Annotated in this window: 15 protein-coding genes and 1 riboswitch; all 15 genes read right to left on the bottom strand. The window is 73.4% G+C overall.

Annotated elements, in window-relative coordinates; all coding sequences use genetic code 11:
- Window positions 1-21: 21 nt before the first annotated feature.
- The gene (locus ACZ6SA_RS33185; protein ID WP_181958357.1) at window positions 22-468 is read right to left on the bottom strand and encodes a PH domain-containing protein; all 447 of its coding nucleotides are present in this window, start codon (window positions 466-468) and stop codon (window positions 22-24) included.
- Window positions 469-487: 19 nt separating this feature from the next.
- Window positions 488-955, bottom strand: coding sequence for a 6,7-dimethyl-8-ribityllumazine synthase (gene ribH, locus ACZ6SA_RS33180; RefSeq protein ID WP_347642724.1), 468 nt, complete (start codon window positions 953-955; stop codon window positions 488-490).
- Window positions 952-2181 carry a bifunctional 3,4-dihydroxy-2-butanone-4-phosphate synthase/GTP cyclohydrolase II gene (locus tag ACZ6SA_RS33175; protein WP_465832651.1) on the bottom strand — a complete coding sequence of 410 codons (1230 nt, stop codon included), beginning with the start codon at window positions 2179-2181 and terminating at the stop codon, window positions 952-954. The genes ribH and ACZ6SA_RS33175 overlap by 4 nt, the downstream gene beginning before the upstream one ends.
- Complete coding sequence (locus ACZ6SA_RS33170) at window positions 2178-2837, bottom strand: nicotinamide mononucleotide transporter family protein (RefSeq protein ID WP_465832649.1); 660 nt, start codon at window positions 2835-2837, stop codon at window positions 2178-2180. The genes ACZ6SA_RS33175 and ACZ6SA_RS33170 overlap by 4 nt, the downstream gene beginning before the upstream one ends.
- Window positions 2834-3424 carry a riboflavin synthase gene (locus tag ACZ6SA_RS33165; RefSeq protein WP_465832647.1) on the bottom strand — a complete coding sequence of 197 codons (591 nt, stop codon included), beginning with the start codon at window positions 3422-3424 and terminating at the stop codon, window positions 2834-2836. The genes ACZ6SA_RS33170 and ACZ6SA_RS33165 overlap by 4 nt, the downstream gene beginning before the upstream one ends.
- A complete protein-coding gene (ribD, locus tag ACZ6SA_RS33160) occupies window positions 3424-4542 on the bottom strand; it encodes a bifunctional diaminohydroxyphosphoribosylaminopyrimidine deaminase/5-amino-6-(5-phosphoribosylamino)uracil reductase RibD (protein ID WP_443151771.1) in 1119 nt (372 codons plus the stop codon). The genes ACZ6SA_RS33165 and ribD overlap by 1 nt, the downstream gene beginning before the upstream one ends.
- Before the next feature lie 106 nt (window positions 4543-4648).
- Window positions 4649-4779, bottom strand: a riboswitch (FMN riboswitch).
- An 89-nt stretch (window positions 4780-4868) separates the two neighbouring features.
- On the bottom strand, window positions 4869-5678 hold the full coding sequence (locus ACZ6SA_RS33155; RefSeq protein ID WP_347642719.1) for an oxygenase MpaB family protein: 810 nt from the start codon (window positions 5676-5678) through the stop codon (window positions 4869-4871).
- A 35-nt stretch (window positions 5679-5713) separates the two neighbouring features.
- Complete coding sequence (rpe, locus tag ACZ6SA_RS33150; RefSeq protein WP_347642718.1) at window positions 5714-6376, bottom strand: ribulose-phosphate 3-epimerase; 663 nt, start codon at window positions 6374-6376, stop codon at window positions 5714-5716.
- 11 nt (window positions 6377-6387) lie between these two features.
- The gene (locus tag ACZ6SA_RS33145; RefSeq protein WP_465832645.1) at window positions 6388-7365 is read right to left on the bottom strand and encodes a phosphatase PAP2 family protein; all 978 of its coding nucleotides are present in this window, start codon (window positions 7363-7365) and stop codon (window positions 6388-6390) included.
- 131 nt (window positions 7366-7496) lie between these two features.
- Window positions 7497-8951 (bottom strand): RsmB/NOP family class I SAM-dependent RNA methyltransferase, encoded by a 1455-nt coding sequence (locus tag ACZ6SA_RS33140; protein WP_465832644.1) that lies wholly within the window; start codon window positions 8949-8951, stop codon window positions 7497-7499.
- Window positions 8952-8993: 42 nt separating this feature from the next.
- A complete protein-coding gene (gene fmt / locus ACZ6SA_RS33135; protein ID WP_465832642.1) occupies window positions 8994-9920 on the bottom strand; it encodes a methionyl-tRNA formyltransferase in 927 nt (308 codons plus the stop codon).
- Between the two features lie 4 nt (window positions 9921-9924).
- Window positions 9925-10473, bottom strand: a complete 549-nt coding sequence (def, locus tag ACZ6SA_RS33130; RefSeq protein ID WP_347642714.1) for a peptide deformylase — start codon at window positions 10471-10473, stop codon at window positions 9925-9927.
- 121 nt (window positions 10474-10594) lie between these two features.
- Window positions 10595-11938: a hypothetical protein gene (locus ACZ6SA_RS33125; protein ID WP_347642713.1), complete on the bottom strand. Its 1344-nt coding sequence runs from the start codon at window positions 11936-11938 to the stop codon at window positions 10595-10597.
- A 37-nt stretch (window positions 11939-11975) separates the two neighbouring features.
- A complete protein-coding gene (locus ACZ6SA_RS33120; protein ID WP_347642712.1) occupies window positions 11976-13448 on the bottom strand; it encodes a hypothetical protein in 1473 nt (490 codons plus the stop codon).
- Window positions 13449-13497: 49 nt separating this feature from the next.
- Window positions 13498-16086: a primosomal protein N' gene (locus ACZ6SA_RS33115; protein WP_465832640.1), complete on the bottom strand. Its 2589-nt coding sequence runs from the start codon at window positions 16084-16086 to the stop codon at window positions 13498-13500.
- Window positions 16087-16320 lie beyond the last annotated feature (234 nt).

Raw genomic sequence — 16320 nt, 5'->3', positions numbered from 1 at the left:
GCACGCTTTCAGGCTACGCCGCTATTCCTCGCGTGCCTCGCCGCGCTCGCGGATCAGGGCCTCCAGCTCGGCCGTGGCCCGGCGGGCGCGGGCCTTCTCCGAGCCCTGGATGCCCATGGCGCCGATCGTGCGCCCGTCGGAGAAGTCGATCCGCGGCCACGGGTCGCCCACGAGGAGCGTGACGTCGAGGATCTCCGGCCAGCTGTAGCGGTGGGTGCGGACGGCGTTGACGATCGTGATGCCCTCCTCGTCGGCCTCCACCCGCACCCGCCCCAGCAGGTGCAGCACGTAGGCCACCGCGCAGCCGAACGCCACGATCGCCACCCGGTCGGGCAGCTTGAACGGCGCGGCGATGAGGACCGCCATGACCACCGCCCCCAGCACGATCAGCACGGCGAATCCGTAGGCGACGATCCTCGCCCGGCGTGGACGCCAGGTGATGGGCAGGGGCGGTGCGGGCTGTGACACGAAGGAAACCTACCGCACGCTAACGGAGGTCCCGGAGGAGGAGGGCGGTCTCGAGCGCGGCGACGGCCGACTCGTATCCCTTGTCCTCCTTGCTGCCCGGCAGGCCGGAACGATCAAGGGCCTGGTCGAGGGTCTCGCACGTGAGCACGCCGTTGCCGACCGGCGTCCGCTCGTCCAGCGAGATCCGGGTCAGCCCCGAGGTCACCGAGTCGCAGACGTAGTCGAAATGGGCGGTCTCTCCCTTGATGACCGCGCCCAGTGCCACGACGGCGTCGCAGCGGCGGGCCAGTGCCTGGGCCACCACCGGGATCTCCAGCGAGCCCGGCACCCGCACCACCGTCGCCACCGCGCCGCTGTCGTCGCACGCCTGCACGGCCCGCGCCACCAGCTGGTCGGTGATCGTGGCGTGCCAGCTCGCCGCCACCACCCCCACCGTCAGCCCGGACGCGTCCGGCGCCACCGCCCCGGGCCGTCCCTCACCGCTCATGACGCCTCCCCCGATGTCGTGGCGATGTCGTGGCCGAGCCGGTCGCGCTTGGCCAGGAGATAGCGCTCGTTGTGGCGGTTCATGGCCACCGGCATGGGTTCGCGGCCGAGCACCTTGATGCCGTAGCCGTCCATGCCCTTGAGCTTGGCCGGGTTGTTGGTGAGCAGCCGCACCGACTTCACCCCCAGGTCGGCGAGGATCTGCGCCGCGTTGGAGAACTCGCGCGCGTCCACCGGCAACCCCAGCTCCACGTTGGCGTCGACGGTGTCGCTGCCGTTGTCCTGCAGGCTGTACGCCCTGAGCTTGGCCAGCAGGCCGATGCCCCTGCCCTCGTGGCCGCGCAGGTAGACGACCACGCCGCGGCCCTCCTCCGCGATGGCCGCCATGGCATGGTCGAGCTGCACCCCGCAGTCGCAGCGCAGCGAGCCGAACACGTCGCCGGTCAGGCATTCGGAGTGGGCCCTGACCAGGACGTTCTCGCCGCCGGACAGGTCGCCGTAGACGAGGGCCACGTGCTCGCCGCCGTCGAGCGCGCTGGCGTAGCCGTACGCCCGCCACATGCCGTGCGCGTTGGGCAGCCGCGTCTCGGCGACCCTGGTGACCATGCTCTCGGCGCGGCGGCGGTGGTCGGCGAGCTGCTCGATCGAGACCAGGGCCAGGTCGTGCTCGTCGGCGAAGCGGCGCAGCTCGGGCAGCCTGGCCATGGTGCCGTCCTCGTTGACGACCTCCGCCAGCGCGCCCGCCGCCGACAGCCCGGCCGCCCTGGCCAGGTCGACGGCCGCCTCGGTGTGGCCGCGCCTGGCCAGCACGCCGCCCTCGTGGTAGCGCAGCGGGAAGATGTGGCCCGGGCGTACGAGCTCGTCGGGCTCGGTGGCGGAGTCGGCGAGCGTGCGGATGGTCCGGGCCCGGTCGGCGGCGGAGATGCCCGTGGTGACGCCGTCGCGCGCGTCCACGGTGATCGTGTACGCGGTGCGCATGCGTTCGGTGTTGTGGAAGACCATGAGGGGCAGCCCGAGCCGGTCGAGCTCCTTGCCCTCCATGGCCACGCAGATCATGCCGCTGGTGTGCCGGATCGTGAACGTGCACAGGTCGGGCGTGGCCTTGGCGGCGGCGAAGATGAGGTCGCCTTCGTTCTCCCTGCTCTCGTCGTCGACGACCACGACGGGTTTGCCGGCGCGGATGTCCTCGATGGCGCGTTCGATGGGGTCGAGCTTGATGGTGTTCATTGCGCCACCGCCACCTGAAGCCGGGTCGTACGGGATTCGCGCAGCCATTTCACGAACCCGACGATGACCAGCACGAAGAACACGGCGTACACGTAGCCGGAGACCACGAGCCCCGAGTAGAACGCCACCGGCACCCCCACCAGGTCGACGGCCACCCACACGATCCAGAAGTCCACCAGTGCCCTGCCCTGGGCCCAGGTGGCCATCGCGCTGCCGACGAAGATGTAGGCGTCGGCCGCCACCAGGAAGGCGCCCTCGGGCAGCGGCACCGTGGCGCCCCACGACAGGCCCGTGACATAGAAGAGCAGGCCGACCGCGGCGGTGCCCAGCACCATGAAACCGATCAGGACGAGCCGTTCCCACCACCGCGCCGGGCGGATGGCCAGCTGCCTGCCGTTCTCGGTGCCGCGCCGCCAGGCCCACCACCCGTAGATCGCCAGGCCGGCGAACATCGCCTGCTTGAGCGCGTTGCCGGTGACGTGCGCGCTGATGGAGGCGATGAACAGCAACACCGAGCCGGTGAACTGGACCGGCCACGTCCACATCGACTTGCGGATGGCCAGCAGGACCGTCGACAGGGCGGCGATGTTGCCCACCAGGTCGGTCCACATCACATGCGTGCCGAACATCTCAAATCCGGCGTTGGTCCAGTTCACTTCCCGGTCACCAGCCTCTCCACATACTTGGCGATCACGTCGACCTCGATGTTCACCATGTCGCCCACCTGGCGGTCGCCCAGGGTGGTGAGCTTGAGCGTGGTCGGGATGAGGCTCACGCCGAAGCTTTCGTCGTCAACCGTCGTGACCGTCAGGCTGATTCCGTCGATGGCGATCGAGCCCTTCTCGGCGACGTGGCGGGCGAGCGGCTCCGGCAGCGAGAAGCGCACGTCGTCCCAGCTCTCACCGGGCTCCCTGGACAGCAGCGTGGCGGTGCCGTCCACGTGGCCCTGCACGATGTGGCCGCCCAGTCGCTGGTCGGCGCGTACGGAGCGCTCCAGGTTGACGGCGGAGCCCTCGATCAGCGCGCCCAGGGAGCTGCGGTCGAGCGACTCCCTGATCACGTCGACGGTGAACACGTCGTCCTCGACCGTCACGACCGTGAGGCACACGCCGTTGACCGCGATGGAGTCGCCGTGCCGGGCGTCGGAGGTGACGAGCGGCCCGCGCACCGCCAGCAGGGCTCCGCCTCCCGACCGTTCGACGGCCACGACCTCGCCCTTCTCCTCAATGATTCCGGTGAACATCACTGCTCCCTGCCTAGTGGGTGGGCGGGCCGGGCGATCAACCGAAGATCCGGCCCGATGAGGGAAAAGTCATCAAAGGTCAGGCGGTGGATCTCGCCGATCGTGCCCACCCCCGCCGCGCCGAGCGCCGCGCTCCCCGAGCCGAGCAGCGCGGGCGCCACATAGGCCAGCACCCGGTCGGCCAGGCCCTGCCTGACGAACGAGCCGGCCAGCGTGGGCCCGCCTTCCAGGAACACGCCGACCACCTCGCGCGCGGCCAGCTCCCGCAGGAGGGCGCGCAGGTCGAGGCCGTCCTCGTGGCGGGGCAGGCGCAGCAGGTCGGCTTTGAGGCCGGTGCGGGCGTCGTCGGCCACCGCGACGAGCGTGGGCGCCCGGTCGTCGAGCACCCTGGCGTGCTGGGGGGTGCGGCCCTCGGTGTCGATCACGACCCGCAGCGGCGCACGGACACCCTTGGCGGGGCCGTCGTCCCCGTCGTGTCCGGGTGGCCGGGCGGTGAGGCTGGGGTCGTCGGCCAGGACGGTGCCGATGCCGGCCACGATCGCGTCGGCGGCGGCGCGCATCCGGTGCACGTCGGCCCGCGCCTCGGGAGAGGTGATCCACTGGCTGGTGCCGTCTTCGGCGGCCGACCTGCCGTCGAGCGTCGCGGCGAACTTCCAGGTCACGTGGGAACGCCCGAGCCGCGCGTACGTGAGCCACTCCTCGTTCCCCCGCTCCGCCGCGCCGGCGAGCACCCCCGACGTCACGGGCACGCCCCGCGCCCGCAGCCGCGCGGCCCCGCCCGCCGCCTTCGGGTTGGGGTCGGTCACCGCGATCACCACCCGCGCGATGCCCGCGTCGAGCAGCGCCCGGCTGCACGGGCCCGTCCTGCCGGTGTGGTCGCAGGGCTCGAGGGTCACGTAGGCGGTGCCGCCGCGGGCCCGCTCTCCGGCCCGCGCCAGCGCGACGATCTCGGCGTGCGGCCCGCCGGCGTACGCGTGGAACCCCTCGCCCGCCACCTGACCGGCCGCGTCGAGCACGACACAGCCCACGACGGGGTTGGGGCTGGTGGTGCCGCGCCCGTGCCCGGCCAGCTCGATGGCGCGCGCCATGTGCGCGGCGTCCTGATCGGGAGTCTCCACCCGGGTCTCCTACTCGCCAGTAGCTCTTCGCCACGGCGGGCCCCGGGGGACGTGCGATGGTGCACCCGTGCACCACAGCAGGCGCCCGGCTGGGACACCGGACACCTCGCGCGCTTCCTCCCATCCGGACTTTAACCGTCGGTCCCGGAATTTCACCAGGTCAACCGGCCGATGGCATCGGCCGGGTCGCGGACTGTCACCGCCGGTTCGGAATTTCACCGACCCCGGAGCACGCTAGCTCTTCTCGCCTACCAGTCTGCCATGCCCCGATCCGGGCGCGCGACCACCCCGGGCAAAACGGCCAACCGACCGCTTGGTCAACGCCCTCAGGCCGCCATGATGCGGTGCGCGCGGCGGGCCGCCGGGCTGTGGAGCGGGTGCCCGGGGACCAGCCCGATCCCGGTGTGCAGGGTCCGCAGCGTGGCGGTCGCCCACAGGTCGCCGACCGGCGTGGCGGGCAACCCGTACAGCCGCCTCGCCCAGCGCGGCAGCGTGGCGAACGCGAGCAGCGTCAGCGCCGGCATCGCCGGCTTGAGCGGCGTGAGCAGGACCGGGAGCGGAGCGTTGAGCGACAGGCGCAGCGGGTGGGACGCCTCGGGGACGAAGCGCAGGCCCGGCCGCTCGGCGTCGATGTAGGCACGCAGCTCCGCCACCGAGCCGGGCACCTCCTCCGCCCGCAACCCCACGACCTCGGCGGCCCGCCGCCACTCCGCCACGAACGTGTCGGCCTCGTCGTCCGTCAGCCGCACCCCCGCCCTGCGGGCGACCGACAGGTAGGAGTCGACCTCGCCGACGTGCACCCAGCGCAGCGCGTCGGGCTCGTCGAGGCGGAACGTGGCGCCGGTGTCAGGATCGTGGGCGGTCAGCTTGGCATGGATCTTGCGGACGCGGCGGCCGGCCCGCTCGACCTCCGCGCGGGTGCCGTACGTGCGCACGCGTACGAACTCGGTCGTGCGGACGAACCGCGACCAGGCTTCGTTCGGATCCATGAGCGCGGAATTCTGCAGCACCCCGCGCATCGCCCTCGGATGCAGCCCCTGCATCAGCAGGGCGCGAATGCCGCCCACCAGCAGAATCGGCTCGCCCATCACCCGCCACGTCACCGAGCGGGGCCCGAAGATGCCATGGTCGCCCATAAGTGGATAGTTACCCCGGCAACCGACATTTCATGTCACGAGGCGGCGCGCTCGGCGGCGGCCCTCAGCCCGTCGACGGCGGCCATGGGGTCGGACGCGCCGAAGACGGCGCTGCCCGCCACGAACACGTCGGCGCCCGCCTCGGCGCAGCGCTCGATGGTCTCGCCGGTCACCCCGCCGTCCACCTGCAGCCACACGCGCCCGCCGTGCTTGTCGACGAGCTCGCGCGCCCGCCGCAGCTTCGGCAGCACCACGTCGAGGAACTTCTGCCCGCCGAACCCCGGCTCGACGGTCATCAGCAGCAGCATGTCGACCTCGCCCAGCAGGTCTTCGAACGGCTCGACCGCCGTGGCCGGGTTGAGCGCGAGGCCCGCCCTGGCCCCGAGTGCGCGGATCTCGCGCAGCGTGCGGACCGGAGCCCGTGCCGCCTCCGCGTGGATGGTGACGCTGCCGGCGCCCGCCTCGGCGTACTGAGGCGCCCAGCGGTCGGGCTCGGCGATCATGAGGTGGCAGTCGAGCGGCTTGTCGGTCGCCTTGCGCAGCGACTCGACCACCGGCAGGCCCAGGGTGAGGTTGGGCACGAAGTGGTAGTCCATCACGTCGACGTGCAGCCAGTCGGCGTTGGGCACGGCGGCGGCCTCGTCGGCGAGCCTGGCGAAGTCGGCGGCGAGGATGCTGGGCGAGATCTGTACGGCCATGATGCGCCAGTCTATTGAACGGCCCGCGCCCGTCTCGCCGGGGCCATCAGCCCGAGCCTGATGAACAGCACCGGCGCTCCCAGCTGCACCCAGAGCGCCAGCAGCGCGTATCCGGCATACAGGACGGCGCCGGTCTGCGGCAGCTGCTCGCGCATGACGTAGAAGACGGACGCGGCGACGATCGTGCCGAGCAGCCAGCGGGCGACACGCATGCCGAGCGGCCCGCCCGCCTCGAACCAGCCGATCCGGTGCATGATCGACGTGCCCGCCAGCGTGCCGGCCAGCAGCCCTGCGAGGATGACGACCCGGTCGAGGTTCTCGGGGTCGATGGCGCCGGCCGGGCTCCACGCCGCGGGCGGCGACCAGCCGGAGTAGGGGGCGTTGACGAGCGCCGCCGCGCCGATCAGCCCGAACGACAGCGCCGCGGAGGCGGCCAGCTGCGCCCACAGCGCCTGCCGCCGCCACCACGCCGTCACGGGGCGTTCCAGCGTGATGACGAGCGCCAGCACGACCAGACCGAGCACCACTCCGGCCACGACGTCGGAGATGAAGTGCACGCCGAGGTAGACCCGGCTCAGGCACACCAGCCCGACGAGCCCGCCCGCCGCCCACCACGCCCACGAACCGCCCGACAGCGAGGCGAGCCGGCCCAGGCCGGCCGTGCCGCTCTGGGCGTGCCCCGACGGCAGCCCGAACGCCCCCTCCGGGGAGAGCGGGCGGACGCGGGCGTCGATCCAGTACGGCCTCGGCTGGTGCCAGGCGAGCTTGGCGAGCGCGTTCGTGGCGCCCGCCACCATCACCGTGAGCCCGAGGCGCAGGGCGAACGCGGGATTGACGCACCAGTAGAGCACGGGCAGGCACAGCAGGTAGAAGGTGTCGGTGCCGAGGGCCGACACCAGCTTCATCACCGGCAGGACCCATTCGGGCCACCGCTGGAGCCCGACGATCGTCCCGAGCTCCGCCAGGTGCAACTCGTCCAGGAGATCCACCCTGCCCATCGTGTCCCATCCGCGCGCCGTCATGCCCGGCGCGCCGCTCGCGGCGACGTGATTCGCGCCGCGCCGGCACGGTCAGCCGGCACGGTCAGCCGGCACGGTCAGCCGGGCGGCGCGCCCAACGATCAGTGCCGCTTGCGCAGCACGGCCAGGAACATGGCGTCGGTGCCGTGCCGGTGCGGCCAGAACTGGGCGTGCGGCCCCTCCCCCAGGCCTTCGACGCCCGGCAGGTAGGCGCGCGCGTCGAGCTGCTCGACGTCCTCCCTGCGGGCCGCGACGTCGCCGACCACGACCCGGGTCTCGGCCAGATGGGGAGAGCAGGTCACGTACGCCACGACGCCCCCGGGACGCACGGCGTCGAGCGCCGTGCCGAGCAGCCGCCGCTGCAGCTTGCCCAGGTCGCCGATGCCGGCCGGATCGCGCCGCCAGCGCGCCTCAGGACGCCGCCGCAACGCGCCGAGCCCGGTGCAGGGCGCGTCGAGCATGACCCGGTCGAACACCCCCTGCCGCCAGGCCGGCTCCGTGCCGTCGGCGGTGACCACGCCGGCGTCCCTGGTGGTCTGCCAGACCAGCCGCGCCCGGTGGTACTGCAGGTCGGCGGCCAGCAGCCGGGCCCCTCCTGGAAAGGCGCCAGGGGCTCCTGCGTCGAGCCCGGCGAGGTCCCCGTGGACGGCGATGGCGTCCAGCAGCCCGGCCTTGCCGCCGGGCCCCGCGCACAGGTCGAGCCAGCGCTCCTCGCCCTCGCCCTCGACCGGCACCCGGGTCAGGGCGAGCGCCACCAGCTGGCTGGCTTCGTCCTGCACGGCGGCGCGCGTCTCGCCGACCGCCGCGATCTGGCCGGGATCGCCCTCAGGCAGGTAGGCCGCGTAGGGCGAGTAACGGGCCGGCGCGGCGCCCGCCTCCTCCAGCTCCGCCACCGAGCTGCGCCCCGGCCGGGCGACCAGCGTCACCAGCGGGCGGGCGTTGTCGGCCTCGAGCAGCTCGGTCACCTCGTCAGGGCCGCCCAGCGCGTCGCGGAACGCGGAGACGATCCACCGGGGATGTCCGTGAGCGACGGCGAGATGGCCGACCGGGTCGTCGGCCGGATCGGGGGCGACGATCGGCAGCCACTCCTCGACCGTCCTCGAGCCGACCTTGCGGAGCACCGCGTTGACGAACTTGGCCGCGCCCGCACCGATGCGCAGGCGTACGAGGTCGACGGTGGTGCCGACGGCCGCGTGCGGCGGGACGCGCATGCGCAGCAGCTGGTGGGCGCCGAGCCTGAGGGCGTCGAGCACGTCGGGATCGGGCGTGCGGTCACTGCACGTCTCGATGATCGCGTCGTAGGTGCCGAGGCCCCGCAGCGTGCCGTAGGCGAGCTCGGTGGCCAGCGCCGCGTCACGGCCCCTGATCCCGCGCTCGCGCAGCAGGCGCGGCAGCAGCAGGTTGGCGTACGCGTCGCGCTCGTCGACGGCGCGCACGACGTCGAAGGCCGCGTTGCGCGCCTGATCGCGCGCCGGCTTCCGCACCGACTTCTGCGCCGACTTCTGGGGCCTGCGCGTACGGTTGCCGCCGGCCCCCTGGTGCCCCCTGCTCGTCATGCCCTCAAACTTTCCGCGCGGCCTGGCCGGCGCCGTGCCGGGTCACTTGAAGCTCTCTTCGCCTTCCGGGCGGACCCCTCGGGCCCACTCGACGGCTCCCATCAGCCGCTTGCCCTGCGGCTGCACGTCGCCGAGCTCCACCGCGTCGGTCGCGGTCCCCACCCGGACCGAGGTCTTCGACGCGGCAATCTCGCCCGGCGCGAGCCGCTCGCCGGCGAGCACCCGCACCGGGCCGAGTTTCACCCGCTGCCCTCTGAACTCGGTCCACGCGCCGGGGCCCGGGGTGCAGGCCCGGATCAGCCGGTCGATGTGGAGGGCTGGTCTGTCCCAGGCGACCCGGGCGTCGGCGACGGAGATCTTGGGCGCGACGCTCACGCCCTCGGCCGGTTGGGGCCGGGCCTCCAGGGCGCCGTCCTCGACGCCGTCGAGGGTGGCGGCGAGCAGGCCCGCCCCCGAGACCGACAGGCGTTCCAGCAGGGCGCCGCTCGTGTCGGACGCCCGGATCTCCTCGGTGACCACGCCGTAGACGGGCCCCGCGTCGAGCTCCTTGACGATCTGGAACGTGCTCGCGCCGGTGATCTCGTCACCGTGCAGGATGGCGTGCTGGACGGGGGCCGCCCCGCGCCAGGCGGGCAGGATCGAGAAGTGGAGGTTGATCCAGCCGTGCCGGGGCACGTCGAGGGCTGACTGCGGAAGCAGCGCGCCGTAGGCGACCACCGGGCAGCAGTCGGGCTCGAGGGCGCGCAGCCGGTCGAGGAAGGCGGGATCGCCGGCCTTCTGCGGGCGCAGCACCTCGATGCCCGCCTCCTCGGCGAGCTCGGCCACCGGAGAGGGGTGGACCTTGCGGCCCCGGCCGGACTGGGCGTCGGGACGGGTGACGACCGCCACCACGTCGTGCCGGGGCGAGTCGATGAGGGTGCGCAGCGACGGCAGCGCCGTCGCAGGGGTGCCCGCGAAGACCAGACGCATGCTCTCAGAGCGCCTTTCCGCCGGTGGGGTGCGGCGAGGCCTTGATCACCGGAGCGGACAGCCCGCTCCACTCGGCCTCGCGCACGGCCTTCATGGCGAGCTTGCGCTGCTTGGGGTCCATGCGGTCGATGAACAGGATGCCGTCGAGGTGGTCGGTCTCGTGCTGGAAGCACCGGGCCATCAGGTCGGTGCCCTCGAGGACGACGGGCTCGCCGTGCATGGAGAAGCCCTTGGCCACGGCGCGTACGGCGCGCGGCGTCGGGAACGACAGGCCGGGGAAGGACAGGCAGCCCTCCTCGCCCTCCTCGTCGATCTCCGAGGACAGGTCGAGGTCGGGATTGATCAGGTGGCCGAGCTGATCGTCGACGTAGTAGGTGAACACCCGCAGCCCGACGCCGATCTGCGGCGCCGCCAGGCCCGCGCCCGGGGCGTCCATCATCGTGTCGGTGAGGTCTTTGACCAGCTTGCGGAGCTCCTTGTCGAAGTCGACGACCGGGGCCGCCGGGGTGCGCAGCACCGGATCTCCGAACAGCCGGATCGACTGGATCGCCAAGGGGGTCACTCCGTTTCTCGAACGTGGATCAGCCCAGTTTAGTAGAGCATGTCACCTGCCAGAGGCCTCCCGCACCGCCCGCGGCCGGCGGCGGGCCGCTCACCTGCGCAGGGCCGTCGTGCTACGACGTCGTGCGCGGACCGTCGTGCACCAGCGAGCGGGCCTTCATCGCGGCCTTGCGCGCAGCCTTGACCACAGCCTGGTCGTCGTGGGCGGTGGCGAGCATGTCGAGCACCGCGATCGTGTCGGGGTGACCGACCGCGGGCATCTCGCCGACGATCTTGATCAGGTCTTCGCCGGGCTCGGGGGTGTCGAGCCGGCCGGCCGCGTGGCCCGACAGGTGCATGAGCGCGGCCAGGGAGTCGACCGCTATCCAGGTGTGGTCCTCCGGGCTGAGCGCCGGCGCCTCGAGGTCGCGGATGTGCAGCCACGAGGCGGCGTAGCGGCGCATCAGCGGATCGCCGAGCGCCTGCCTGACGGGCTGCTCAGCCTCCGGGCCGAGCTCTTCCAGGATCGCGCCCACCGCGCCGCGCTGGCCCGCCGTGCCGGAGACGGCGATCTCGATCAGGGCGCGGGCGGCCGACTCGGGCGAGCGGCGCTCCAGCCACCCCGCGACGGCGCTCTGCGTGGCCGCTCCCTTGACCAGCTCGTCGACCAGCTCGGCGGCGGACAGGTCCGCGTACACCTCGACCTCGGCCGCGGTCGGCGCGTCGTGCCCCTCGCGCAGCAGGTCGCGGCGGATGGCCCAGACGCCGATCGGGGTGAGGGCGGTGCGGCCCGCGGAGGTCTGCTCGACGAGCCCGCAGTAGGCCAGCAGCGACAGCGCCTCCAGCAGCTCGGCGGGCAGCGCCGCGGCGAGCCTGCGCATCTCGACGGGGCCGGGAGCGCAGGCGACCTCGTGGGACTGGAGGATGCCGCGGGCGAGGTTGGCGGTGGCGACGCCCGAGCGCACGGAGTAGATCGTGGCGAGCATCTCGGCCAGGTGGCCGTCGACCACGGCCGAGCCCGTCAGGCCCTCGTCCGCGCGGTCGAGCACGTCCATGACCACGCCGTCCCAGAACTCCAGCGTGGCCTCGACGGTCAGCTGCATCGACAGCGGCCCGCGCGAGGCCCGCCCGCCGAGGATCTGCAGCAGCCCGGTGTTGACGGCGACGATCCAGATCAGGCGCAGCCGGGAGAGCGGCACCCCGAGCTCCCCTGCCGCGGCCCGCGCGGCCGCCTCGTCGAGGTGCCCCTCGGCGGTCACCTGCCGGGTGCCCGCCCAGTGCGTGAGCCTGATGGCGTCGGCGACCAGCGGGACCGTGGGCACCGCCTTGGCCAGCTCGGCGTCGGACGCCAGCAGGACCGGCGGAAACGTCAGCGCCTCATGCTCCACGGGAGTCTCCACAGGAGGCCGTGACGGCACGGCGGCCTGCTCATCGATCAGCTTGCGCAGCTCGGCGAGGTCGAAGACATTGTTGGCCACCCACGAAACTTACTGCACACGAGTCACATGAGCGTACTCAACGGATGGCCCGGGACCGGGCTTTGAACGCGGCCTTGCGGGCCGCCTTGGCGACCGTGCCGTCGGGTATGGAGCGTCCGAGCAGCTCGAGGACGTCGACGACGTCGGGATGGTCCACCCGCCACATCTCCTCGATCATGTGGGCGGGCGGGCCGGAGGCGGCCATGTTCTCGGCGAACACCTCGAGATCCTCCTCGGCCGCAGGCATCGCGAGCGCGAGCATGTCGACGCTGACCCAGAGCAGTTCCTCCTGGGTGAGCTGGGGCGCGGGCAGCCCTCTGGCGGCCAGCCAGTGGATGGCGTGCGGACGCAGCTCCTGGTCGTCGAGATAGTCGCGCACCTGCGGCTCGGCCTCGGGCCCGAGCCGGTCGACGATGGTGATGGCGATGCCTCGGGCCACGGCGGGCGCGCCGGAGGCCGCGCCCAGCAGCTCGGCCGCGGCCTCGCCCGCCGCCCTTCCGGTCAGCCAGCGGCTGATGTCGTCCTCGGCCAGCTCGGCGGGGACGCCTTCGAGCAGCCCTTCGATGAGGCCGCGGGCGTCGGCCTCGGCCAGGTCGGACGCCTGCGGGGCGTCGAGCCCGAGCGACAGGTAGTGCTCGCGCAACCCCCACACCGCCAGCGGCGTGAGCTCCGCGGTGTCGCCCGTGACCTCGATCATGCCGTGCCAGGCCAGCCGGTCGAGCACGGCGTCGAGGTCGGCCCCGCCGTCGCCGGCGATCTCGTCGAGATAGTCGCCGATCACGGTGACGGGGACCCGCACCTGGAGCCGGTAGAGCATGTCGAACAGGTCGTAGAGGCCCTCGTCGAGCTCGGCCGAGCCGGTGACGGCGCCCCGCGTGCCCGGCTCCAGCATGCGGGCCACCGCCTGCGCCCACGCCTCCATCGGGTCGCCGCCGCTGTCGGCCGGTGGCTGCTCGGCCAGCATCGGCACCGAGGCGAGCCCGGCGCGCAGGTCGTCGGGGGAGGCCAGCCGGGCGGCCGGCAGGGGCGTGCAGCCCGGGCAGTCGCAGGGCGCCTCGCCCAGATCGGGCACCTCGCCGGACGGGATGGCGATCGACTGCTCGAGCGACTCGGGCCCGATGGAGCTGAACAGGCTCTTGGCCATGCCGAAGTTGGCCGGGTCGGCGAGGGCCTCCGGCATGCGCGGCTCGATGTCGTCGAGCCTGCCGCGCATGAGCGCCGCCGTCTCCTCGCCGACCGCGCCGCGCTCGCTGAGGTAGGCCACCAGAGTGCGGGCCGCGGACACGGTCTCACGCGCGCTCTCCGGCGGCGCGATGACCTTGCGCGGATAGATGGACAACAACAGCTCATCGAACGTCTCGGGGGTGAAGTCACCCGGCTCGTTGACGTTGAGGTAGTCGCTGGCGTAGTCGCAGAGCAGGCGGACCTCGTCCGCGTCCACCTCGACGTCCCGCGAGCGCCCCCAGGCACGCAGGTCGTCGATGGCCTGGTTCACCCATTCGATCGACACAGGGGCACGCTAACGGCTGGCCATGAGTTGAGCGAATCGGGGAAACGGTCTAAATCAGGTCGAGCGGGTCGACACTCACCCTCACCACCTCCGGTGTCTTGCGCGCCGCGCGCACCCCGCTGGCGCCCTTGAGCGCGGCCGCCAGCGCGGCGCCCCCGGCCCGGCGCACCCGGATCATGGCGCGTTCCTGTCCCGGCTCGTCCACTGGCACGGGGCCGAGCACCTGGGCGTCGGAAGGCAGGCGTACCTCGTCGAGCATCTGCCTGACCGCGCTCGCCGAACCCGTGAGCGTCGCCATCCGCACCGCGGGCGGGAAACCTAGCTCGGCCCGCTCTCCGAGCTCACGCTCGGCGTGCGTGATGGGGTCCCACCTGACCAGCGCCTGTACGGCGGGCAGTGCGGAGTCCCCGAGCACGACCAGCTCGGCGGCGGCCCGGAGCAGGGCGGCGGCGTTCATCCAGCGGCGCACCGCCTCCTCGGCCGCCCTCAGATCGGCCCGGCCGAGCAGCGCCCACCCGTCGAGCAGCACCGCCGCCGCGTACCCCCCTTCGGCCACGGGCTCCGCGCCGGGGGTCGCGACGACCAGCGCGCGGGTGGACGGCACGGTGGCCAGCACGCCGTCACGGCCCGACGTGCGCACCGGCACGGACGGGAAGGCCCTGCCGAGTTCCTCCGCCGTACGCCTGGCCCCCGTGACGACGGCGCGCAGCCGGGGACTTCCGCAGGACGGGCACCGCCAGCGCGCGTCCACCCGGCCGCACCAGCGGCAGTAGGGGGCGGCGTGGCCGCCCCTGAGCGCCAGCGGGCCGTGGCACAGCGGCCCGCCCTCGCCCGTCCCGCCGGCTCCGGTCACCTCGGCCCGGCCGGGCTCACCCTCATGGCGGGCGGGGTGCTCACGCCGGGCGCCCGCGCCGGGCTGCGCGGCCTGGGACGGGCCGCCGACCGGACCCGCACCGCCAGGCGGCCCTGCCGGGGACGGCTCGGTGAGGGGGTCCGGGCCGCCGAGCCTGATCGCCCCCGCCATGGCCGAACCGGGGGACCTCTCACTCGACGGGAGGGCAGAGGCGGCCGTCCTGGTGGGAGGCAGGACACACCGGGCAGGCGCACGGCAGTGCCGGCAGGCCAGGGCGGGCAGGTAGCCGCGTCTCGGCACCTGCACCAGCACCGGGCCTGTCTCCAGACCCTCCCGCAGGGCCCGCCAGGCGATGCTCGGCAGCCTGGCCTGCCGCGCCGCCTGGTCCTTGGCCAGTTCCGCGTCCTCACCCGCCGGGCGTACGCGGGGGGCCAGGCTCCTGATCGTCGTACGGGCGGCCACGATCGGCCTGGCCCAGCGGGAGGCGATGAGCTGCGTGGCCTCCGCGGTGCGCGCGTACCCGCCGATCAGCATCGCCGCGCCGGTCCTGTGCGCCCTGAGCCCGAGCACCTCCCGGGCATGCGGGTACGGGGCCAGGCGTTCGGCGTGCAGATCGTCGCCGTCGTCCCAGATGGCCACCAGACCGAGATCCGCCACGGGGGCGAACATGGCGGCCCTGGTGCCGACAACGGCCCGCACCTGCCCTCTCAGCACCTTCAGCCACCGCCTGTACCGCTCCGCCGGCCCCAGATCGGCCGTGAGCGCCACGTGCCTGCCAGGACCGAGCGCCCGCTCGAATGCGGCGTCCGCCAGCGCCACGTCCTTGCCGTCGGGCACCACCAGGACCGCTCCCCTGCCGCCGTCCAGCGTCGCGTGTACGGCCTCGGCCATAGCCCTCGCCCACCCGCGGGCGCCGGGCAGGGCCGACCACACGGCCCGGGGCGCCCGCCCTCCGCGCAACGCGTCCAGGAAGGAGGGCCCGGTGGGATAGGCGTCCCAGGCGCTCTCCCCCCGCGCCACCTCCCCGCCGTAAGACTGCACCGCCTGCTGAGCACCTCGGCCCACCTGCTCCGACGACGGGGGCTCCTCCGCCGAGGACACCTGATCCGGCTGGGGCCGTCCTTCCACACCGCCGGCCTCGACGGGCCGCTCCGCCGCACCGGCGGTCTCGCCGCCCGGCGGCACGGCAGCGGTCGCGTCACCGGGCTGAGGCCGCTCCCCCTCTCCGGGACGTGACGCGTTTCCCGCGGTGACGGGATCATCGAGTCCGGGTCGAGTATCGGTAGTGGCCCGCGCGGCCGGGACGGGCGCATCGGGAGCCGGCCCGGGCGGAGCCGGGGTCTTGGGGGTCTCCGCCTCGACCTTGGCATGGCGCGGCGGGATGGCGAGGCGCAGCACGTCGGTCAGGGTGCCCGCGTACCGGTCGGCGACGGCACGGGCCAGCCCGGCGATCTCCGGCGTGAGCACGCGCTCAGGGGAGACCACACGTTCGAGGGGCGTGAGCCGCCCATCGTGCTCGCTCTCCTCGGCCCTCTCCAGCAGGAACCCGTCCACGAGCTTGCCCGCGAACCGCACCCTGACCCGCACGCCCGGCTCGGCCTTGTCGTGCATGGAAGCCGGGACCAGGTAGTCGAAAGAACGGTCGAGGTGCGGCAGCGGGCTGTCCACGACGATTCTCGCCACCGGCCGCTCGGGAGCGGGCACCGGAGCGCCTTTGGCGTCCTTGGACGACGCTGGAGGCCGCACGGCGTCGAGCGGCAGAAGGGCGTCGTCGGAGTCGGTCACGCCCTACGTCTACCAGACCTCACCACCCGCGGCGTCCGCCGGCCGCACGCGGCACGAACGCCGGATGCCGCATCCCCGGACAGGGAATGCGGCATCCGATTCGCCAGCCGGCAGGCCGTTCACGAATAGGCGGGGACAGGCGTCACGACCCCGTCGCACGGCGGGAGCCGCCCCGCGCTGCCGGGGGGCGGCACGACCACGCCCCGGCCGTCTCCGCCCGGGGAACATGCGCCG

This window comes from Nonomuraea sp. NPDC049378 (genome assembly GCF_055586745.1).
This window is presented reverse-complemented; position numbering and strand designations above follow the sequence as displayed.

Excerpts from the sequence above, each read along its gene's own strand:
- ribH (WP_347642724.1), bottom strand. The coding sequence starts at position 955 with ATGAGCGGTGAGGGACGGCCCGGGGCGGTGGCGCCGGACGCGTCCGGG.
- ACZ6SA_RS33175 (WP_465832651.1), bottom strand. The coding sequence starts at position 2,181 with ATGAACACCATCAAGCTCGACCCCATCGAACGCGCCATCGAGGACATC.
- ACZ6SA_RS33165 (WP_465832647.1), bottom strand. The coding sequence starts at position 3,424 with ATGTTCACCGGAATCATTGAGGAGAAGGGCGAGGTCGTGGCCGTCGAA.
- ACZ6SA_RS33155 (WP_347642719.1), bottom strand. The coding sequence starts at position 5,678 with ATGGGCGACCATGGCATCTTCGGGCCCCGCTCGGTGACGTGGCGGGTG.
- rpe (WP_347642718.1), bottom strand. The coding sequence starts at position 6,376 with ATGGCCGTACAGATCTCGCCCAGCATCCTCGCCGCCGACTTCGCCAGG.
- ACZ6SA_RS33140 (WP_465832644.1), bottom strand. The coding sequence starts at position 8,951 with ATGACGAGCAGGGGGCACCAGGGGGCCGGCGGCAACCGTACGCGCAGG.
- fmt (WP_465832642.1), bottom strand. The coding sequence starts at position 9,920 with ATGCGTCTGGTCTTCGCGGGCACCCCTGCGACGGCGCTGCCGTCGCTG.